Origin of the sequence: Vibrio sp. La 4.2.2 (assembly GCF_027586995.1) — a bacterium.
Taxonomy (GTDB): Bacteria; Pseudomonadota; Gammaproteobacteria; order Enterobacterales; family Vibrionaceae; genus Vibrio; species Vibrio mediterranei.
In genome coordinates this window covers 22390-44127 of the sequence record NZ_JAPPTJ010000005.1, presented here as the reverse complement: position 1 = coordinate 44127, position 21738 = coordinate 22390, and the positions used below count along the sequence as shown (strand labels likewise).

Below are 21738 nucleotides of genomic sequence, written 5' to 3'. Positions count from 1 at the left end.
AGTTTCGTATTTTTTTGTCCTAATGCTTTGATAATTAGGAATTAAGCTCTAGATTGTTGTTATAACCACTAGTAATGAGTATAGCGGTATGCAACTACACAGGCTAGTTAAAGCAACAATCTAGGCCAATATTTATTAATCAGTATGACTATATGTTATAGGCATTAGTACTGCTGATTAATAGACACCTCCACGGTATCACCCAATTTAGCAGGTTGGCTTTCACCAAACCAATCGCCATCGCGAGTCGCAACATTACCATCACTATCGATACGAACTCTCACAATGAGTCCATCCAAACTTGATAGTTTACGCCCTTCCATCATGCTGTTGTTATCATCCAAAACAACAGTACGTGGGAAAGTACCTAGCGGATAGCGCGCCGCCGCAACTGGCATTGGCGAACCGTCTGCTGGGTGTACTGAGACGATTAGTGCTGCATCTTCTGGGATACGAGCATCAGGGCTTAGTGAAATCGTCACCGCCACTGACTTACCTTGAACAATCGGCTCACCCATGCGCGCTTTGGCACTCTCAATGCTTCGAGAAAGCATTTCATAGCGGCTATCTTCTGGACCAATCATTTTCTGCATAATCGACCAGTAACGGATAGCTCCTGGGAAATCTTCTCGCTCAAATGCATCGAATGCCAATAGCGAGAACACTCGAAGATCAACATACTCTTCTTGAATCAAGCTAGTAAGTAGGCTTCTTGCACGATTATTATCCATTTCATCTTGAGACATCATCAGAGCTTGAGCGTAACCTAACTTAACATCTGCATCGTTAGGCGTTAGCCGATAGGCTTTTTCCATCGCGTCTGTAGCGGTTGTCACATCGCGATTCGCAAGGGCGATTCGACCTAATAGCAACCAGCCCGTTGCATCGTCTTTTTGATAGTGCAAACGAGTACGCAAGGCCAAAGTAAGATCTTGCATCTCATCTTCAGTCATTGGCTCAGCAGAACCCGCCATCAGCTTCTTCGATAATTCAGGAAGGTTAGCTGTGACTTCTTGCCAATTTTTCACCTTGGTTGCACCACCAAAATGCATATACATGCCGTAAGTCAAGATCACAACCAAAGCAACAGAAGGAATCAGTACCGCCATTGGCGAAATATTGAATTTCTCGGTCTGTTGCTGCTGTTGTGGAATATCGTCAAGCAGTGATTGTTTAAGGTCATCGATTAAGTCTTGTTGGTTCTCCACCAAGCCTTCTTCGTTTTCCACTTCCAACTCAGAAAGACGATCTTTATAGAATGCCTTGTTTAATTCATCACGAAGCTGTTCATCGTTGTTGGCTTTCTTACTGTTAAGAGTGATTGCCAGCAGTGCGATTGCAACGACAACAAGACCGACTGTTGATATCCAAAAAAGTGTCATTACTGCTTATCTCCAGTCTCTTTTTCATCCAGCAACGCTTTCAGTTGAGCTTCTTTTTCATCGCTCCACTCGCTGCCTGCTTGTTCAGTTTGCTTAGCGCGGTTCTTACGACTGCGCATCACAATCAAACCAAAACCGAACACCACGACAAATAACGGGCCAACCCAGAGGATCGCCGTTGCGAATGTCAGCGGTGGATTATAAGTCACAAAGTTACCGTAGCGAGCGATCATATAGTCGATAATCTCTTGCTTAGATTTGCCTTCTTTGGTCATCTCATAGACTTTCTGACGAAGGTCTACAGCAAGCTCAGCATTAGAGTCACCGATAGTATTGTTTTGACACTTAGGGCAACGCAGCGTGTGGTTTAGCTCTTGGAACTGATTTTCCTGTTCTAACGAGTCAAACTCATGAACTTCAATTGCAGCATTAGCTGTCAATGCGAGCACTAGTGAAGACGTTAAAGCGATTAACCACTTTTTCATTTTTTCGCCTCCTCTAACATTTGCTGATATAGAGGCTGAAGTTTCTCACTCCAGTTGCGAGCGTTCACATCGCCAACGTGACGGTAACGAATCACACCATTAGCATCGATTAAGAAGGTTTCAGGCGCACCGTAAACCCCTAAATCTAGACCTAACATGCCATCACCATCGAACAGGCTAATCAAGTAAGGATTACCCAACTCATTAAGCCATTGAATCGCCTTGTTACGTTGATCTTTGTAGTTCAAACCGATGATTTTGACGCCATTCCCCGCAAGCTCATTGAGATACTGGTGCTCTGCATAACAAGTTGGACACCATGTAGCCCAAACATTTAGCAGTAAAGGCTCACCTTTGAAGATATCTTGATTGTACAGTTTTCCAGGCTCGGCAAGATCTTCTAAACGAAACTCTGGAACGTGTTTGCCAATCAGCACCGATTCTAGCTTGGTAGGATCGTCCCCAGCCTGGTTACGCCCTAGCTGAACGGCAAAGACCGACACCAAAATTAGAAATGCGACTAAAGGAATAAATAGGATCTTCTTATTCATTATGCGTCTCCTTCCGCCTTCGCTGTCTTTCTGAAACGGTAACGTTTATCACTTATAGCTAATGCACCACCGATAGACATAATCAGCGCACCTAACCAAATCCAACGAACAAACGGTTTGTGGTAGATACGAACTGCCCATGACTTACCATCATCTAGACGCTCACCCATCGCGATATACAAGTCACGAGTCACTCCACGATCGATAGCGGCTTCAGTCATCATAGACTTAGCAGTGCGATAGAAACGCTTTTCTGCATGAAGGGTGTTGATGTATTTACCATCTTTGGTGATTTCAAAGTCAGCGATATAACCATCGTAGTTCGGACCATCTTTGTCACGCAGACCTTTGAAATAGAAATCGTAGTCATTAATCTGGTAATGCTCACCCGGCGCTAAACGCACATCGCGTTCAATGCTGTAGTTTTGCACCATGGCGATACCAATAACGCTTACTGCTAAGCCGATGTGACCCAACATCATCGCCCAGTGGCTGCGAGGTAGCTTAGTAATGCCTTTGGCAAAACTGTGGCGGTGAGTTGCACGCTCGTAAAGTTCAAAGCCATGCATGGTAATGATCCAAGATGCCATCAACCAACCAAGGAATGCTAGACCTGTAAAGTATTCGGCCAAAACGGTTACCATCAGCGCAGAGAAAGCAAGTGAGATAACACCAGAGATGACCATTGGCTTAATAAGCGTCGACATTTTGTCACGCTTCCAACGAATCAGAGGGCCAATACCCAGTAGGAACGCGAATGGCACCATTAGCCAAGTAAACAACATATTAAAGAATGGCGCACCGATCGATACCGAGCCCAAACCAATCTGTTTATGAACAAGTGGTAGCAAAGTACCAACAAGTACCACGACGAGTGCTGCCATCAACAGAACATTGTTACCCAACAGCGCGTTTTCACGTGACAGCAAGTCGAAGTTACCACGTACTCTCACCGAGGCACCTTTCAAAGCAAACAGCAGTAAGGAACCACCTATCACGAATACTAAGAAACCGAGGATAAACATACCGCGCGACGGATCGGAAGCAAAGGCGTGTACTGAGACCAAAATACCGGAACGTACTAAGAAGGTACCCAACAAACTCAAAGAGAATGCAGAAATAGCCAACAATACCGTCCAAGCTTTGAACGTGCCGCGTTTTTCAGTCACTGCCAACGAGTGCATTAATGCGGTACCCGCTAACCAAGGCATGAACGAGGCATTTTCAACTGGGTCCCAGAACCACCAGCCGCCCCAGCCAAGCTCATAATATGCCCACCATGAACCTAGTGCGATACCTAGAGTTAGGAAAACCCATGCAGCGGTTGTCCAAGGTCGAGACCAGCGAGCCCAAGCAGTATCCAAGCGACCTGACATCAATGATGCAATCGCAAAAGAGAACGCAACCGAGAAGCCAACATACCCCATATATAGCATTGGAGGGTGGATGATCAAACCAGGGTCTTGCAACAGTGGGTTGAGATCTCGTCCATTAACCGGGAAGAAAGGTAATGTTCTTAAAAATGGGTTTGAAGTAACAATGATAAACAGTAAGAAACCTACTGTGATCATGCCCATTACTGCTAGTACTCGCGCGACTGACTCTTGAGGCATACCACGGCTAAAGCTAGCTACAGCAACGGTCCAAGCCGCTTGAATCAACACCCAAAGTAATAATGAGCCTTCGTGAGCACCCCATACTGCCGTTAGACGGTAGTACCAAGGCAACTGAGTATTCGAGTTGTTCGCCACATACTGCAACGTAAAGTCGTTAACGTAAAACGCCCACTCGAGAATAACAAAGGACAACAGTAGCATAATGAACATACCCCAAGAGAGGGGCCTTGCCGTGTTCATCAGCAATGTGTTGTTTTTCGATGCGCCTATGAGCGGCAAAATACTGAGTAACACTGATAAACTCAACGAGAGTATCAGTGCAAAGTGACCAATTTCAGCAATCATTGACCGCTTCCTTGTTTCTGTTCTTGAGAATATTGCAGTGGTTCATGCGTCTTCTTCATAGCTTCTGCTACTTCAGGCGGCATGTATTCTTCATCGTGCTTAGCTAGTACTTCAAAAGCCTCAATCTTAGTAGGCTCCACTAGTACTCCTTGAGCAACAATGCCCTGCCCTTCACGGAACAAGTCAGGAAGAATACCATCATAAACCACTGTCACCTTAGGACCGACATCAGCTAAATCGAAGCTGACGCGCAGTGATTCTGTATCACGACTTACCGAACCTGCAACCACCATTCCACCAATACGCAGGCGTTGGCCAATTTCAGGTTTTGAGCCGTCTTTCTTACCATTCACCAATTCCGTTGGTGTATAGAACAGATCCATGTTTTGATTAAGTGCATAAATGATCAAGCCAACAGTCGCACCGATACCAATGAAAATGGCCAGAATAATGCCGAGCCTTTTCTTACGCCTTGGGTTCATAGAGTGTTCTCCATATTTTTCGCTGCTTCGATACGCGCCTGCCTATCGACTTTAGCTTGAACGTCTTTAAGTAGTTTTTTTCCTCGTGACACGCTAGTCACAAGAAGAATAATCATGGACAAAAAGGTGATGCCGAATGCACTCCAAACATAGGAGGCATAACCTCCCATAGCAAAAAAGTCACCTAAAGATTCAAAATGCATAATATCTAACCTCTTTGCTTGGCTTGTTCAGCCAGTTTGATCACCCACGGACGGTGCCCCTCTTTATTGATGATCTCATTACGTAAACGAATCATCGTCACAGCTCCAAAGAAGAAGGCAAATCCGAAAATATTCAATAGTAGTGGCCACAGCATGTCGCTGGAAATCGAAGGTTTAGCGAACTTAGTAATTGTCGCGCCTTGATGTAGCGTGTTCCACCACTCCACAGAGAAATGGATTATAGGGAGGTTAATCACACCTACTATGGCAAGAATACCCGCTGCTTTTGCTGCCGTTTTTTGATCATCAAACGCGTGGTAAAGCGCAATGACACCTAAATAAAGGAATAGAAGAATCAGTTCTGACGTCAGACGAGCATCCCAGACCCACCATGCACCCCACATAGGCTTGCCCCACACAGCACCGGTTAACAGTGCGATGAAAGTGTAGACCGCACCAATTGGCGCCATCGCCAGAGCCGCTAAGTTAGACAACTTAACCTGCCACACTAAACCAATAAATGCCGAAATCGCCATCGACATATACACGCCCATAGACCAAATTGCAGAAGGGACGTGAATATAGATAATACGGAAGCTATCACCTTGTTGATAGTCTGAAGGTGCAAAAGCAAGTCCCCAGACGGTGCCGATGGATAGACATAGTAATGCTATCGTGGCAAACCATGGTAAAAGCTTACCGCACAATTGGTAAGTGGTTTCGGGTTTGGCATAAGGATGGAGCCATTTCCACATAGTGTTTCTCACTCTTTGACGACATTTCTCTCATCGCCGAATCGGCAATGTAAGCGTGGTATATTTTTAGTTTACGCTAACTCTTAGTGCGGCACTGATAGCAAACGGAGTCAGAGTCATTGCTCCGGCTAACATCGCAGCTAGCAAAGCTAACTGACCATTATACGCAACACCCAATGATGCAGCATCAATCGCAGAGGTAGCAAATATTAGAATAGGAATATAGAGAGGCAATACGAGCAAACTCAGCAGCACCCCACCTTTTTGCAACCCAACGGTCAATGCAACACCGATAGCGCCTATAAAACTCAAGGTAGGTGTCCCCACCAATAAAGTTAAGACGACAGCAATCCATGTATTTGAGTCCAGTGATAACAAAATCGCCAGCAGTGGACTAATAATGATAAGAGGCAACCCTGTCAGCAACCAGTGAGCAATAATCTTTGCTATAACAACCAGTTGTAGGGGAATAGGCATGAGCATCATCTGTTCAAGAGACCCGTCTTGGAAGTCATCTTTAAACAGTCGCTCCAATGACAAAAGTGCAGAAAGCAAAGCAGCAACCCACACAATACCAGCAGCAATACGCGCCAGTAGATTCGGCTCAGGTCCGATACTTAATGGAAAAAGAGTAATCACTATGATGAAAAACCATAGTGGATTGAAAATATCGGCTTGACGACGAAACGCAATGAGTAGCTCTCGACGGATTATTTTCATCATGGACGCAATCATACTACTCTCCAAGTTTGATCTTTTTGAGTTTAGGATTGTCGCTAAACATATCTTGGTGAGTCGTTAACAATACGATACCGCCCTGTTCCGCATGGTTGAGAAATAGATCTTCTAGCACTTTAACACCCTGCTTATCGATCGCAGTCAGTGGTTCATCCAAAATCCACAATGGTTGCTTACTGAGCCAAAGACGCGCCAACGCTACTCTGCGTTGTTGACCTGCAGAAAGTTGAGCAACAGGTACATCTTCTCGACCAGCAAGGCCGACTTGGGTTAACGCAGAAAAAATCTGTTCCGTCGATGTGTCAGGAGCATGAATAGACTGATAAAACTTTAGATTTTCGAACGCGGTCAGATCGCGTTTGACGCCAGTTTGGTGTCCTAGAAACAACAAAGATTGGTGATAATCTTCCCGACTGGATTCGATTTTTTCACCGTTCCATTTGATCTCACCTTCTTCTTTATCTCCCAGTCCAGCAACAATACGCATCAGCGTGGTTTTACCGGTACCGTTTCGGCCCTCAATCTGTACGAGATCGCCTAATTGTAAAGAAAAAGATAAATTCTCAAATAATACGCGGTCATCGCGAATCGCTGTTAATTTTGTTACTTCTAACATTCATTTACGTACTGGTTCGACAGGGCGTCCATCTTACCATAGCTAAAATAGCGTTAAACGATAATGATCAAACTCGCTTCACGAAACTTGGTAAGAAACTATAAATTACTGTTCTTAAAACGAAATATATACCCATAAAGTGGTAGATATTTTCTTAATTTGTCATATCATGCCGAACCATAGAATAGCAAACCGTACACCTATGACGACTAGAAAAAGGTAAAGAATTGTTAACGTTGTTATTAAAATAGAACAAGAACATCAATGAGTTATTGATGTTCTGTAACGCCTATCTGCTCTTTTTAAGGGAGGGATAACCTTGACTGGCGGGTGCTCGGACAGGTTGCTTTGCCTTGTGTAAAGGCGGCACTTTTTCTTTGCCGGCAATTTTGTTCTGCAGGGAGAGCATCAGCTCTGCTTCTGCCTTTGGAAGTTCGCACTCTTCGATAAGCTCGTTGATATCCGCGCCCAGTTTGACCATTTTGTTAGCGCGAGTGTACAAACGACCGTCACTATCGACATTTTCCAGCTCGATAATACGCTCGGTTAGGTGAGCTATAATTTCTTCTTGTTCAGATACTTTCTGACCAAGTCCAACTAACACCGAACGTACTTCAAGAAGCTGTTTATTGCATTTTTCTACATCTTTCTCTAGCGCTCGCTTTTGCTGGCGAGCATGTGCCTTATGTAGATTCAGGCCACGATGAACCTTCACCAACCATACAAAGAGAATAATTGCTAATGCCACCGCTCCCCATAGCAGTGGTGACATCAAAGACACAGAGTCAATCATTATAGATAAGCCATTTCATCCCACTCATCTTCAGAGAGCAGTTTATTAAGGTCAACAAGAATCAACAATTTACCTTCACGGTTGCTCACCCCTTGAATGAACTTCGCGCTTTCATCTGTACCAACACTTGGCGTTGTATCAATTTCAGAAGAGCGCAGATAAACCACTTCAGCCACACTGTCGACTAGAATACCAATAACTTGGCGTTCAGATTCGATAACAATGATACGAGTATTATCCGTGATTTCACCAGGCATCAAGCCAAAACGTGAACGAGTATCAATCACCGTGACCACGTTGCCACGGAGGTTAATAATGCCCAGAACGTAGTCTGGTGCTCCAGGTACAGGCGCTATCTCTGTATAACGAAGTACTTCTCGAACTTGCATAACATTGATGCCGTAGGTTTCTTCTTCTAACTGAAACGTCACCCATTGCAGCACTTCATCGTTAGCTTGATCTTTTCTTAGTTCAACATCCATCGTTTGAGACATAGTCTTCCTCTCAATTCATTTCTGCCTTGCTTCATAATGAAAGCGGAAGCAAATAGCATTAATTTTGTTGTTTACTGTACCGATTTAACATCTAATCCAGCATTAAGCATGTCAATTAGCTCAGACACATGAACTAACGCACACATTTGTTCTTTTACCATCCCAGCAAGCCAAGGACGCTTACCGGATTTTTCTCTCCAGCGCACCGCTTCTGGTTGAAGTAGCTCAGTACCTTTAAGCTCTGTAGACGCCAGTCCCCAATGGCTCTCACCTAACATCACAATATACTCATAGGCATCTTTGTAACTATCGTCATTAAGAACATCAGGCATTACCCACATAGCCGTATCAACCACATCAAGTTGACTATCGCGACTCGACTGCAGCCCCAGATACCAAGCAGGTTTGCCAATCAAATGGTTTAGCTCACCAATCTGGTGGATACCCCCAAGCTCATCCAAAGGCACGGCAAACGTCATACCATTGACATCAAAATACAGCACCTGAAAACCTTCAGTACGCTCGCCATTTTGCCAAATGTTCTGCTCACCCGACCCACCATCTGCGGTAACCAGTTCTACATCAACTGTATCGGCAATCTCAGAATCAACTTTAATATCACTAATTACATCCGAAGTTTCTTCTAGATCCCACGATTGAATTTCTTCTGTTGCTGCTTCAGCAGCAATTTGTTCTGACTCCACCTGAACGGCTATGTTTGGCTCAGCAACTATTGACTCTTCAGTTGCTTGGGTTTCTGACTGGTGCTGCAACCCACTAAACAGCTTCTCAAGGTGTTGTAGATCAGGCTCTTCAGCTTCCGCGATAAGTTCGTCGTAAGTGCGTGCTACTTCTTTGCTTTGGTTGAGTTGTAGTTGAGGCTCAGGTTGCCATGTAGATAGCGAATCCTGCTGCTCAATAAGAGCCTCAGCTTCCGATGATTCAGCAACAGAAACTGGTTCACTCACTTCGATTGGTTCAGACTCTCCACTATCAAAATCAAGGCCATCTTCTAGCCCCAATAATGACGTAAAGTAATCGTCTAGCGCTTGTTCGCTTGAGAGGGGAGCTGCATCAGCTTTCATCTTGAGCCAACCTTTCTAAATAAATCAGCAGCTGCTTATAGGCAAATACGCCACGACTTCCAGCGGCAAAATGCGACGCAGGTAAGTGCTTAAGACTTGCGTCTCTAAATTTGGTATCGATAGGTACCGCAGAGCTCCAAACTTGCGATGGATAATCGTGTTTAAGCTGGGTGAGTGTTTGCAAAGATGCCCGAGTGCGTTTGTCATACATGGTAGGGACAATCGTTACTTTGAATGGGCGTTGACGTGATTTCTGCATGATAGCCAACGTACGCACCATTCTTTCCAGCCCTTTCATAGCCAAAAACTCGGTCTGTACTGGGATTAAAATTCTATCACTCGCCGCCAACGCGTTGACCATCATCACACCTAATATTGGTGGGCAGTCTATCAACACATAATCGTACTCGTCACGAAGTGCCAATAATGCGCGTTTTAAGATAAGCCCCATGCCACTGCGATTACCCATAACGCGATCGAGTGTCGCCAGCGACATATGAGCTGGCAAAATATCAATATTATCTATCTCGGTCTGGTGAATTAAGGCTTTAACACGTGTCTCACTGAATTCTTTCAGTTGGAACAAATCAAACAAGCTATGAGTCAGCTCGTCTGAATCCATACCCAGATAAGTGGTCAATGATGCATGAGGGTCGGTATCGATCAACAAGACTCGATGCCCCTTTTGGCTCAATAGCCCTGCCAACGTTACCGTGGTGGTGGTTTTGCCCACTCCACCTTTTTGGTTAGCTACACTCCAAACAATCATAGTTAGTGCCTCTTGAGCTCTACTAAAATACGTTCGGCGATGCGCTCCAACGGCAGGTCTTCCGTCGAAATACCTGCTTTCGCTACAGCCTGAGGCATGCCATAAACCACGCAAGACTCTTCGTCTTGTGCCCAAATAGTTGACCCTGCAGCTTTGAGCATACGAGCGCCTTCTCTACCATCTGCACCCATTCCAGTTAATATCATCGACAACACTTTGTCTTGATAGATCTTAGCGGCAGAACCAAAGGTGACATCAACACAGGGTTTGTAATTCATGCGTTCGCCACCATCAATGATGCGGATCTTGGTATTACCAGGACGTCCTTCGAGCATCATCTGCATTCCGCCTGGCGCCAAATAGGCAACACCTGGTTGTAACATATCGCCATCCGCCGCTTCTTTGACCGTAATTTGGCAAAGAGAGTTTAAGCGTGCTGCAAACGCTGCAGTAAACGTCGCTGGCATATGCTGTACAAGCAGAATCGGATGGGGATAATTAACAGGTAACTTGGTTAAGATCTTTTGTAGAGCCACTGGTCCGCCTGTTGAAGTTCCGATCGCTGTCAACTGATACGACTTACCACTGGCACGAAACCGTGCGGCTGGGGTCGCTGGCGCGGTGGCTTTTACAGCACTCACTGAAGGTTCGACACGTGAAGCGGCTGTTCTCGATGTTATTGTGCCCGCTGACCTTGATATTGGGCGAATAGGTGTTCTGCGTAACAACGCGCGACGGCTAGCAATTTGCTGCACACGTTGCTGCAACAGGCTGACGGCTTCGTCTTTGTTGCGCGCAATATCTTCAAATTTCTTTGGTAAGAAATCTAAAGCACCAGCTTCCAATGCATCTAAGGTCGCTTTGGCGCCTTCATGCGTCAAAGACGAGAACATAAGTATCGGGGTTGGCTGAGACGCCATGATCTCACGTACCGCAGAGATGCCATCCATAACTGGCATCTCTATATCCATAGTGATCACATCGGGTTTCAGAGACAATGCCTTTTCGACGGCCTCTTTGCCATTCACAGCAACATCAACCACTTCTAATCGAGGGGCTGCATTAATAATATCGCTAACACGTCTGCGGAAAAAACTTGAGTCGTCGACGACGAGTACTTTAAGTGACATAGACTTCCCTAAATTAGATACGCGATGCTGCTGCGTACTGCTTGAGTAAGTCAGGTACGTCTAATATCAATGCGATGTGACCATCACTAGTAATGGTTGCGCCTGCCATGCCCGGCGTACCTTGTAATAGGCTATCTAGCGGTTTAATCACCACTTCTTCTTGGCCGATCAAAGTATCCACAACAAAACCAACACGTTGGCTGCCTATCTGAACGATGACCACATGCCCATGACCCGTCCGCTGCTCAGCGCGACCCGCATGTGGTGCGAGCCAGTTTTGCAGATAGAACAGAGGAATCGACTTATCACGAACAATGATGGTCAATTGACCATCAACCACATTGGTACGGCTTAAATCTAGGTGGAAAATTTCGTTCACGCTTGCCAAAGGCAGTGCAAATGGATTACCTCCCACTCCCACCATCAAGGTTGGAAGTATCGCTAATGTGAGCGGAACTTTAATGGTAATTTTGGTGCCTTTACCGAGTTCTGAATCAATATCGATAGAGCCGTTTAAGGTATTAATGGCAGTCTTCACCACATCCATACCTACGCCACGACCCGATATATCCGAGATCTTTTCTTTGCTAGAGAAGCCCGGCATAAAGATAAGATTAAAGCACTCTTTGTCGGTCAGACGAGAGGCTGCGTCCTCATCCATCATGCCGCGTTTTACCGCGATAGCACGCAACTTCTCAGGGTCCATACCACCGCCATCATCAATAATGGCAAGTTCGATATGGTCACCTTCTTGAGAGGCAGAAAGGGTTATCTTACCCGTGCGAGATTTACCTGACTGTTCACGAACATCTGGCATCTCCACACCATGGTCAACCGAGTTTCGAACCAAGTGAATCAGTGGATCCGCTAGGGCTTCTACTAAGTTCTTATCGAGGTCGGTATCTTCACCTTGCATTTCAAGAACAATGTCCTTGTTAAGGCTACGCGCTAAATCTCTTACCACTCGTGGGAAGCGACCGAAGACTTTCTTAATAGGCTGCATGCGGGTTTTCATTACCGCACCTTGCAGATCTGCTGTCACAACATCGAGATTGGAGACTGCTTTAGACATCTCTTCATCATTACTGTTGAGACCAAGACTTACCAAGCGGTTACGAACCAAAACCAGCTCACCAACCATGTTCATGATGGTATCCAGTGTTGAAGTATCAACACGAACTGTTGCTTCGGCTTGTGGTTTCTTGACCTGCACAGCCGTGTTCTTGCTTTCCGCTGGTAAGGATTTTTCTGGGGCTGGCGCAACAGCCGGGGCCGCCGCTTTAGCAGGTTCTGCTACTTTAGGCTCGATCGTCGCTGGTGCAACGTTTTGAGATGCAGGTTTTGTTGCTACATCCAGTTCATCTGGAGAAGGACCCTTACCAACACCATGCAATTCATCCAGCAGTTTCTCGAACTCTTCGTCCGTCATCAAATCACCGCCGTCAGACCCTGCTGGTGTCTCTTTAACCTCTGGCTTAGAAGCAGCTACAGGGGTCACTGCCGGGGCAACATCTGCCGCAGAAGGTCCCTTCCCAACACCATGTAGTTCGTCTAACAGTTTTTCAAACTCATCGTCCGTAATGTCTGACGAGCTAAGTTCCGCAGGCGCAACAGGCGCGCTATCCACCGCAGAGATGGCAGGCGCAGCCGCAACTTTACTCGGGCCACTCCCCTTGCCATGAAGCTCATCTAAAAGACGCTCAAACTCATCCTGAGTAATATCATCGATGGAGTCGCCTTGCGCCACCGTTGAAGATTCAACTACGCTGAGTTCTGGCTCAGAGACGGTCGGAGGTTCTGGGATTTCAACCTTAGGAGCTACGGCCTCGTCTGCGGACTCTGGCTTACTTAGGCGATGAAGTTCCTCTAGTAGTGCAGGATCGGCCGGTTCAATCGGAGCCATGTTCTGAACTGATTGGAACTGATGGTTAACGGTGTCTAACGCTTTAAGCATGGTATCCATTAGACTGGCATTCACTGAGCGCTGGCCGTTTCGAAGGATATCGAAGACGTTTTCCGCACCATGACAGGTATCAACAAGTTCAGTTAATGCTAGAAATCCTGCACCACCTTTTACGGTGTGGAAACCTCTAAATATCGCATTCAAAAGATCTTTATCTTCAGGATTGTTCTCTAGTTCGACTAGCTGCTCTGAAAGCAATTCGAGTATCTCACCCGCTTCTACTAGAAAGTCCTGTAGAATCTCTTCATCTAATTCGTAGCTCATTGTCCACCCCTAAAACCCAAGACTCGAAAGCAAATCATCGACTTCGTCTTGCGAAGAGACGGCATCGTCTCTCTCATGAGGGTTAATAATCGGTCCCTCGACGCCAACTGGTGCCTGCTTTGGTTTTGTTGTTATTGGTTGTTGTTCGTCACTGAACACTTTCAAGATTTCCACCAGCCTCGTTTCCACTTCACTGACTAAAGTGATAACGCGGCGAATGATTTGTCCAGTAAGGTCTTGAAAATCCTGCGCCATTAGAATGTTGGTGAGCTGAGTACGCAGTTCGGTACCATCCCCTTCCACCTGACTAAGTAGATCATCAATACGATGACACAGGTCTTTAAATTGTTTTAGCTCAAGCCTGCCATGCATTAGCTCGTTCCACTGTGGACGAACTTGCAATAAACATTCATGGAGATTGTCCGCCATAGGCAGACAACGTTCTACCGCGTCCATTGTGGTATTGGCAGAAATTTCCGTTTTGTTGATGACGTATTCTAAGCGGTCGCGAGCCTCAGGGATTTCATCATTGGCGATCTCATTAAGACGCGTATCAATGCTGAATTCCTTTAAAGCATCGTGCAGGTCACGAGTCAGAGCGCCAACTTCTTGAAGTACTCGACTTTCGTTGCCGCCTTGAATCATCATGACCAGCTCATTGGCTTCTTGTTGTTTGTCGTTTTCCAACAAATCAACAAGCTGCTTAGCTTGTTCTAATGAAATCATTCTGATATAGCCATTCGCTATGCTGAGCGCGTTATAAACGCTCGAAAATTTTGTCTAATTTTTCTTTTAGTGTTGCTGCGGTAAATGGTTTAACGATGTAACCATTTACACCGGCTTGCGCCGCTTCGATAATCTGCTCGCGTTTAGCTTCTGCAGTGATCATAAGAACAGGTAGGTGTTTAAGTTCTTCATCCGCTCGGATGTGTCGTAGTAGATCGATCCCTTGCATGCCTGGCATATTCCAGTCGGTTACGACAAAGTCAAAATCGCCCTTCTTGAGCATTGGTAGTGCCGTTAAACCGTCATCAGCTTCTAGCGTGTTGCTAAAGCCCAAGTCGCGTAGAAGGTTTTTGACAATACGGCGCATTGTTGAAAAGTCGTCAACAATAAGGATTTTCATGTTTTTATTCAAAATTGCCTCCACTGAAAGCAAGATCAGTGTTTATTAATTATTATCTGTCCAAGCACTTAGCTTGGTGCGAAGACGCTGCATCGATTGGCTCAATATTTGACTAACGCGCGATTCGCTGACGCCCAATACTTCACCTATCTCCTTCAAATTTAACTCTTCGTCATAATACAAGGATAACGTTAATGCTTCACGCTCTGGTAGCGATTTTATTGATTCTATTAACGCTTCACGGAACGCATCGTCCGCGACGCCTTGAAACGGAGTATTATCTTCTTCATCTGAAACAGAGACAGAATCTTCCGAAACGCCTAAATCTTCTATTCCCACCAACTTCGAACAATTAATATCGGTCAGAGCTTTGTGGTATTGAGCAAGACTCAGCCCCAAATAGTTAGCCACCTCAGAATCGGTTGGGTCTCGATTCAGCTCGACTTCCAACACCGAAATGGCCTGAGAGATATCACGGCTATGTTTATGTACCGAACGTGGCACCCAATCACCGCGACGAATATCGTCAAGCATGGCTCCTCGAATCCGAATCCCTGCGTAGGTTTCGAAGCTCGCACCTTTACTGCCATCGTAATTTTTTTGTGCTTCAATCAGGCCGATCATTCCAGCCTGAATCAAGTCTTCAACCAACACGTTCGGTGGAAGTCGCCCAATCAAATGGTGGGCGATACGCTTCACCAATACTGAGTACTTCTCTAAGAAAGCTTGCTGACCACTCAAATTGGCATGTTGGTCATAGGTCAAAGCTTTATTCACTAAACGGTTCCTCTAGCGCTTCTGGTCTATTTAGTAGCCTTTCGACAAAAAACTCTAGGTGCCCACTTGGTACTTTTGGAATAGGCCAAGTTAACGCTTTGTTCGCCAAAGAACTTAGCGCTAGAGCAGCAGGTGAGCGTGGAAATGCATCAACTACTATCTTTTGTCTCTTCACTGCTTGTCGCACTTTATCATCTAATGGGATGCATGCGACTAACTCAAGACTCACATTGAGGAATCGTTCTGTGACTAATGTCAATTTTGTAAACAATTCTCGCCCTTCTCGATAGCTACGAACCATATTCGCCACCACTTTGAAGCGCTGAACTTGATGCTCTCGACTAAGTAGCTTAATAAGTGCATAAGCATCGGTAATTGAGGTTGGTTCATCACAAACCACCACCACTACATCTTGCGCTGCGCGAGAAAAACTCACCACCATATCGGAAATGCCCGCTGCGGTATCAACAAGCAAGACGTCCATTTCTTCTTCTAAGCTACCAAACGCTCGAATCAATCCCATATGTTGAGCATGGCTCAGCTCCGTCATGCTCTGCGTTCCAGATGTCGCTGGGATAATTCGAATGCCGTGAGGACCTTCGACAATAGCATCTTTTAAATCACATTCGCCTGCTAATACATGGCCGAGGTTTTTCTTAGGTCGAATACCAAGCATGACGTCGACATTTGCCAGACCTAAATCGGCATCCAACACCATTACTTTTTTGCCTTGACGAGCCATACAGATTGCAAGTCCAAGCGTCACATTGGATTTACCAACACCACCTTTACCGCCAGTAACTGAAATTACCTTCGTCAACGTTGGCTGAGTCAAACGTCTTAGGCCACTCGCTTGGTCATGTATCATGTTATTTGTCATATTCGCTTGCACCTAAACCCCCTCCATATCACTGTTCCAGAAGTGGGGTTCATTCTCTGTCGACTTCTCTAATAGTTCGTTCGCTTTCGCGACCATATATTTGGGCTGCGCAATTACAATGTCTTCTGGCACCCGTTGTCCATTGGCAATATAGGTGACTGGCAGTGCATTTTGTACTACAACACTGATAAATTCGCCCAAGCTTAACGACTCATCCAACTTAGTCATAATGCACCCTGATAACGGGATGCGTCTAAAGTGGTCTAACGTTTCTTGCAACACTTGACGCTGCGCCGTCGCCGGTAGCACCAAGTAGCTATGTATTACTTCTCCACTCTCCTGCATCAGCGTATCTAGCTGTTCGGAAAGCCTAACGTCTCGCTGCCCCATACCTGCGGTATCAATCAGCACTAAGCGTCTGTTTCTTAATTGATATAGTACATCGGCAAGTTCTTCAGAATCTTTAGCAACTCTGACGGGACATCCCATAATTCTGCCATAAATGGATAATTGCTCATGAGCACCAATTCGGTAGGTATCCGTTGTGACTAGCGCTACGTTATCCGAACCGTATTCCATAGCGGCTCTTGCCGCTAATTTAGCCACTGTCGTCGTTTTACCGACACCCGTAGGCCCAAGCAACGCGACAATCCCACCTTTGCGCAGAATATCTTGCTTGCTCACAACGATTTGATCTGAGACTAAAGACAGCAATGCCTTCCATGCTTTTTGAGGCGGCGTATCTTCTGGGATATAACAAGCGAGCTGATCGGAAAGTTCTGGAGACAGACCCATTCTTTCTAATCGTTTGATTAACATGGCTCGAAGTGGCTCTCGGCGCTCAACTTCTTGCCACATTAAACCGGACACCTGATGTTCAAGAAGGCGACGGATGGATGACATATCTTCCTTCATCGCTTCGAGCTCTTCACCGATTTTCGCGTCACGTGGACTGGAACCTCGGCGCGGTGCATCTGTGCTATTTTCAGCAAATTGATGACGCCCTGTGGAACGTACGCTTGAGCGATTGTCGCGAGAGTCAAAATCTGAGCGATTTTCTTGAGCGTATTGATAGCGATCGCTGTTTTGATAACCGTCACTGACCGATTTTGCTCGCTCTGATTGTCTTTCTAACAAAGCAGAAAGAGAATCAGGTGGTGTCGATGCGCTTTTACTCGCGTTGCTGTCAGCACCACGATAGTTTTTGAGCATATTGGCAAATCGATCGGTGACCGAAGGCGCGCTTGCTGAACTTTTTTGATTGAGATTCACAACGTCGTCCTTGAGGCTGCGTCCACTGTTATGGTTTCTACCATCAGCATAAAGGTCATTGGTCTGGCGACCACCGTCATAACTGCTTTGTGGACGTGTTGGTGCCGCCAATGCATTGCTCTGCATCTGACGTGGTTCCGATGGCGAACTATCACCATCGACGGCAGCAACGATTTCTACCCCACCCGCCACTTTTTTATTGGACATGATCACCGCTTCAGCACCAAGTTCTTCTTTCACTTGGAGCAATGCCTGACGCATATCTCTGGCAAAAAATCGTTTAATTTTCAACTGTTACATCCATTTTCCATCCAAACCGCTAATTACCAACAGCTTGCACAATTCTGATTTGTTTCTCATCTGGGATTTCTTGGTAAGACAAGACACGTAAGTTAGGAATGGTATTTTTCACAAACTTAGCCAATGTCGAACGTAGTACCCCTGATGTCAGCAGCACAGCTGCCTCACCTTTTAGCTCTTGCTCTTGTGTCGCTTGAGTTAGTGACGCTTGCAGTCGTTCGGCTAATCCAGGTTCAATTCCGGTTGATTCACCACCAGAAGCTTGCATTGTTTGATGCAATATTTGTTCCAGCTCAGGAATAAGAGTAATAACCGGCAACTCTGGCTCTATTCCATTGATTTCCTGAACAATTAGTCGTTTTAGCGCTATTCGAACCGCTGCTGTGAGAACGTCAGGTTCTTGACTCTTGCCGGAGTACTCGGCCAAAGTTTGCACAATAGTTCGAATATCTCTAATTGGTATTGCTTCATGCAGCAAGTTTTGCAGCACTTTCACCACGGTTCCTAAAGGTAATTGCTCTGGTACAAAGTCTTCGACCAGTTTTGGCGCACTTCGTCCCAGCATCTCAAGAAGGTTTTGCACTTCTTCGTGTCCAAGCAATTGCGCAGCATTGTTAGTTAGCAACTGACTTAAGTGAGTCGCCAACACAGTAGATGAGTCGACAACGGTATAGCCTAGTGCTTGAGCGTGCTCTCGCTGTGCTTCCTGAATCCAGACCGCTTCAAGTCCGAATGCTGGATCGATGGTTTGTTCGCCGTCAATCAAACCATAAACTTGTCCCGGATTAATCGCTAATTCTTGGTCAGGACGAATTTCTGCTTCACCTACCGCGACTCCCATCAACGTGATTCGATAGGAATTTGGTGTTAGCTCTAGGTTGTCGCGAATATGAACAGCTGGGATGAGGAAGCCAAAATCTTGTGACAGCTTCTTACGAACTCCTTTAACACGCTCGAGTAATTCACCACCTTGGTCTCGGTCAACAAGCGGTATCAACCGATAACCGACTTCCAAGCCAATGACATCCACAGGGTGAACATCATCCCAAGACAGCTCTTTAGGAGTTGATGAGGTTTCGTTGCTGCTGATCTCAGCGGGCAGATTCTTCTGCTCCTCTTTCTTAGCTTGTTTTCTGTGTAACCAGTAAGCCCCCAAACCGGCAATCAATGCCAGCATCAAGAATGCAAAATGAGGCATACCAGGCACAATACCCATCACACCCAGGATCCCCGCTGTAATGGTTAGAGCTTTCGGATTATCAAACAGTTGGAAAACAACTTGCTGTCCCATATCCTCGTCAGTATTTTGACGGGTTACCATGATTGCAGCAGCGATAGAGAGTAATAGTGATGGAATCTGTGCTACTAAACCATCACCAATGGTTAATAGTGTATAGATTTGGATGGCATCACCAAAACTGAGTGAGTACTGCATCATCCCAATACTCAAGCCACCAATAATGTTTAAGAACAAAATCAGAATACCAGCAATGGCATCACCTTTAACGAACTTTGATGCACCATCCATCGAGCCGTAGAAGTCTGCTTCTTTGGTTACTTCAAATCGGCGTGTTCTAGCCTGCTCTTGATCAATAAGGCCTGCATTCAAGTCAGCATCGATGGCCATTTGCTTACCTGGCAACGCGTCCAAAGTAAAGCGTGCACTTACTTCAGAGATCCGTCCCGCACCTTTGGTAACCACCATAAAGTTAATGATCATCAAAATCATAAACACGACTAAACCAACTGCGTAGTTACCGCCAATCACTACGTTACCAAAGGCCTCAATAACGTTACCTGCTGCACCACTTCCCTCGTGACCATACAGTAACACCACTCGAGTTGAAGCAACGTTTAGTGCCAAACGCAGTAAAGTAGCGATGAGCAACACCGTCGGAAAAGCAGCAAAGTCGAGAGGACGACGGGTATAGACCGACACCAATAGTACCACCATCGCTAACGCGATGTTGAAGGTAAAAAACAGGTCGAGAAGAAATGCCGGTATCGGAAGAACGATCATTGCCAACGCTGCAAGAACCATAATTGGCGCACCAATAGCTGGTAATGCTCTGCGAGGAATGTTTGGCAACCTATCGGTAAAAGGTAAAGTCAACTTCATTAATAACTACGTCACTGCGTCACCAAAACCACTAGCCCTTGGTGAAAATAATCCTATAACAACAGCAACTAGCAAGAATCAAGCCACTAGATTCGTCAAATATTTGACGATATTTTTATATTCTGGCGCCTCTGATTGTCTCATTTCTTGAGACAGACAATTCGATATTACCCTGCTTAAAAAATGAGTTGATTAAATTAGGATCAGACGCATTAATTTTCGCGAACTGACTAAGTCATAACGAATTGAGCAGGAAAATTTTGAATCAATGTTAACAATCAGAAATTTGAAACACGTGCCAGTGTTGTTAATGAGCCTGGCACTAGGGTGTACGTCACACACGCTACCTGTTAACCAAAAACTCAGTACATCACAGTCCACTTCTGATTATACCTTGCAAAAGTACCTACAACGACCTAACCATATGATTGTTATGCTTTCATTTTCAGGAGGAGGTAGTCGAGCTGCGGCGCTCTCTTACGGTGTACTGGAGGCTCTAGCGCAAACTCAAATACAAGTAGACGGCCAGTCAATCTCGTTAATTGACGAGGTAGATGTCGTAAGTGCTGTATCAGGAGGAAGTTTCACCGCGGCCTACCTTGGCTTATATGGACATGACAAGCTAGAGCAATATAGGCAAGATTTCTTATATCAAGAGGTTTCCCATGATATCGCTTCGCATTTCCTCTCACCATTTCGATGGATGGTTCCAAAAAACCTAACTGCCGACGCCACCAATTATTATCAAGATCATATCTTTGGTGACGCCATTTTTTCGGATATAGATAATACCCAATCACCATACATTATTATTAATGCTTCTGATATTACGACTCGGACGCGTTTTTCATTTACACCGGAATACTTTGATTTGTTATGTTCTAACGTAGATAACTACCCTATTTCAAGCGCCGTCATGGCATCGTCTGCTGTGCCTGTTTTGTTTCCGCCCGTTGTGCTAGAGAATTATCCAACATGTGAATCTACACCAATCCCGCTTAAGCTAATCAATCATGGGTTACCTAACCGAAGCCAGCAATTCGTAGACAGCATAGATAGCTACAGAAGTAAAAAGAAAAACCAATACATACACCTAGTAGATGGCGGAATTACCGATAACCTAGGTTTATTAGCCATTTATGAACTGATGGAGCACTACGAAGCAGAACAAATACTTAACGCCTCTCATTCATCATCTAGCATTCCATTCGTGATTATTTCTGTTGACGCTTCCACCTCCCCAGAACTTGGTATCGGTCGTCACTCTGAAGCTCCAAGTATCAAAGATACCTTGGATGCGGTAACCGACATTCAGCTCCATCGCTACAATGACTCAACCAAGGATTTAATCCTCGATTCTATGCAGAAATGGTCACAAGAAGGCTCAACAAAGCACAAGGTTATCAAGCCTTATTTTATTGAGATCAGTGTTCAGAATGTACAAGATGCAAAACTCAAAGCGATAATGAATGAGATCCCCACCGACTTTACCTTAGAAGCAGACTCAATAGACATAATGATCACTGAGGGTCGTAAACAATTACTAAATCACTCTGAATTTCAAACTATGATTTTACAGCACACCCAATAAAT

22 protein-coding genes are annotated in these 21738 nt (G+C 45.4%); 1 reads left to right on the top strand and 21 read right to left on the bottom strand.

The window, feature by feature from the left end; all coding sequences use genetic code 11:
* Window positions 1-164: 164 nt before the first annotated feature.
* The 21 genes from ccmI to flhA form a co-directional block, all read right to left on the bottom strand.
* Entirely contained in the window at window positions 165-1382 is a 1218-nt protein-coding gene (ccmI, locus tag OH456_RS12195) for a c-type cytochrome biogenesis protein CcmI (RefSeq protein ID WP_006069996.1), read from the bottom strand.
* Window positions 1382-1867, bottom strand: a complete 486-nt coding sequence (locus tag OH456_RS12190; RefSeq protein ID WP_006069995.1) for a cytochrome c-type biogenesis protein — start codon at window positions 1865-1867, stop codon at window positions 1382-1384. The genes ccmI and OH456_RS12190 overlap by 1 nt, the downstream gene beginning before the upstream one ends.
* Window positions 1864-2418 (bottom strand): DsbE family thiol:disulfide interchange protein, encoded by a 555-nt coding sequence (locus OH456_RS12185; RefSeq protein ID WP_006069994.1) that lies wholly within the window; start codon window positions 2416-2418, stop codon window positions 1864-1866. Before OH456_RS12185 ends, OH456_RS12190 begins: the two co-directional genes overlap by 4 nt.
* Window positions 2418-4379 (bottom strand): heme lyase CcmF/NrfE family subunit, encoded by a 1962-nt coding sequence (locus tag OH456_RS12180; protein WP_038229391.1) that lies wholly within the window; start codon window positions 4377-4379, stop codon window positions 2418-2420. The genes OH456_RS12185 and OH456_RS12180 overlap by 1 nt, the downstream gene beginning before the upstream one ends.
* A complete protein-coding gene (gene ccmE, locus OH456_RS12175; protein WP_006069992.1) occupies window positions 4376-4861 on the bottom strand; it encodes a cytochrome c maturation protein CcmE in 486 nt (161 codons plus the stop codon). Before ccmE ends, OH456_RS12180 begins: the two co-directional genes overlap by 4 nt.
* Entirely contained in the window at window positions 4858-5064 is a 207-nt protein-coding gene (gene ccmD / locus OH456_RS12170; protein ID WP_006069991.1) for a heme exporter protein CcmD, read from the bottom strand. The genes ccmE and ccmD overlap by 4 nt, the downstream gene beginning before the upstream one ends.
* Before the next feature lie 5 nt (window positions 5065-5069).
* Window positions 5070-5819 (bottom strand): heme ABC transporter permease, encoded by a 750-nt coding sequence (locus tag OH456_RS12165; protein ID WP_006069990.1) that lies wholly within the window; start codon window positions 5817-5819, stop codon window positions 5070-5072.
* Between the two features lie 66 nt (window positions 5820-5885).
* Window positions 5886-6554: a heme exporter protein CcmB gene (gene ccmB, locus OH456_RS12160; RefSeq protein ID WP_006069989.1), complete on the bottom strand. Its 669-nt coding sequence runs from the start codon at window positions 6552-6554 to the stop codon at window positions 5886-5888.
* Between the two features lies 1 nt (window position 6555).
* Window positions 6556-7173, bottom strand: coding sequence for a cytochrome c biogenesis heme-transporting ATPase CcmA (gene ccmA, locus OH456_RS12155; protein ID WP_006069988.1), 618 nt, complete (start codon window positions 7171-7173; stop codon window positions 6556-6558).
* 289 nt (window positions 7174-7462) lie between these two features.
* Window positions 7463-7966 carry a DUF2802 domain-containing protein gene (locus tag OH456_RS12150; protein ID WP_006069987.1) on the bottom strand — a complete coding sequence of 168 codons (504 nt, stop codon included), beginning with the start codon at window positions 7964-7966 and terminating at the stop codon, window positions 7463-7465.
* A complete protein-coding gene (locus tag OH456_RS12145) occupies window positions 7966-8460 on the bottom strand; it encodes a chemotaxis protein CheW (protein ID WP_006069986.1) in 495 nt (164 codons plus the stop codon). The genes OH456_RS12150 and OH456_RS12145 overlap by 1 nt, the downstream gene beginning before the upstream one ends.
* Before the next feature lie 71 nt (window positions 8461-8531).
* Window positions 8532-9545 (bottom strand): chemotaxis protein CheW, encoded by a 1014-nt coding sequence (locus OH456_RS12140; protein WP_270033541.1) that lies wholly within the window; start codon window positions 9543-9545, stop codon window positions 8532-8534.
* On the bottom strand, window positions 9535-10314 hold the full coding sequence (locus tag OH456_RS12135; RefSeq protein ID WP_006069984.1) for a ParA family protein: 780 nt from the start codon (window positions 10312-10314) through the stop codon (window positions 9535-9537). The genes OH456_RS12140 and OH456_RS12135 overlap by 11 nt, the downstream gene beginning before the upstream one ends.
* 2 nt (window positions 10315-10316) lie before the next feature.
* Window positions 10317-11444 (bottom strand): protein-glutamate methylesterase/protein-glutamine glutaminase, encoded by a 1128-nt coding sequence (locus OH456_RS12130; protein WP_124940099.1) that lies wholly within the window; start codon window positions 11442-11444, stop codon window positions 10317-10319.
* Between the two features lie 13 nt (window positions 11445-11457).
* On the bottom strand, window positions 11458-13671 hold the full coding sequence (locus OH456_RS12125; RefSeq protein WP_270033540.1) for a chemotaxis protein CheA: 2214 nt from the start codon (window positions 13669-13671) through the stop codon (window positions 11458-11460).
* 9 nt (window positions 13672-13680) lie between these two features.
* Window positions 13681-14397 carry a protein phosphatase CheZ gene (locus tag OH456_RS12120; RefSeq protein ID WP_006069981.1) on the bottom strand — a complete coding sequence of 239 codons (717 nt, stop codon included), beginning with the start codon at window positions 14395-14397 and terminating at the stop codon, window positions 13681-13683.
* 31 nt (window positions 14398-14428) lie between these two features.
* The gene (gene cheY / locus OH456_RS12115) at window positions 14429-14797 is read right to left on the bottom strand and encodes a chemotaxis response regulator CheY (protein WP_006069980.1); all 369 of its coding nucleotides are present in this window, start codon (window positions 14795-14797) and stop codon (window positions 14429-14431) included.
* Between the two features lie 45 nt (window positions 14798-14842).
* On the bottom strand, window positions 14843-15574 hold the full coding sequence (locus OH456_RS12110) for an RNA polymerase sigma factor FliA (protein WP_006069979.1): 732 nt from the start codon (window positions 15572-15574) through the stop codon (window positions 14843-14845).
* On the bottom strand, window positions 15567-16454 hold the full coding sequence (locus OH456_RS12105; RefSeq protein WP_031495379.1) for a MinD/ParA family protein: 888 nt from the start codon (window positions 16452-16454) through the stop codon (window positions 15567-15569). Before OH456_RS12105 ends, OH456_RS12110 begins: the two co-directional genes overlap by 8 nt.
* A gap of 12 nt (window positions 16455-16466) precedes the next feature.
* Window positions 16467-18017, bottom strand: a complete 1551-nt coding sequence (flhF, locus tag OH456_RS12100; RefSeq protein WP_270033539.1) for a flagellar biosynthesis protein FlhF — start codon at window positions 18015-18017, stop codon at window positions 16467-16469.
* A 28-nt stretch (window positions 18018-18045) separates the two neighbouring features.
* The gene (gene flhA, locus OH456_RS12095) at window positions 18046-20145 is read right to left on the bottom strand and encodes a flagellar biosynthesis protein FlhA (protein WP_124940102.1); all 2100 of its coding nucleotides are present in this window, start codon (window positions 20143-20145) and stop codon (window positions 18046-18048) included.
* A gap of 310 nt (window positions 20146-20455) precedes the next feature.
* Between flhA and OH456_RS12090 the strand changes: the two genes are divergently transcribed.
* Window positions 20456-21736 carry a patatin-like phospholipase family protein gene (locus OH456_RS12090; RefSeq protein ID WP_270033538.1) on the top strand — a complete coding sequence of 427 codons (1281 nt, stop codon included), beginning with the start codon at window positions 20456-20458 and terminating at the stop codon, window positions 21734-21736.
* Window positions 21737-21738: the final 2 nt, after the last annotated feature.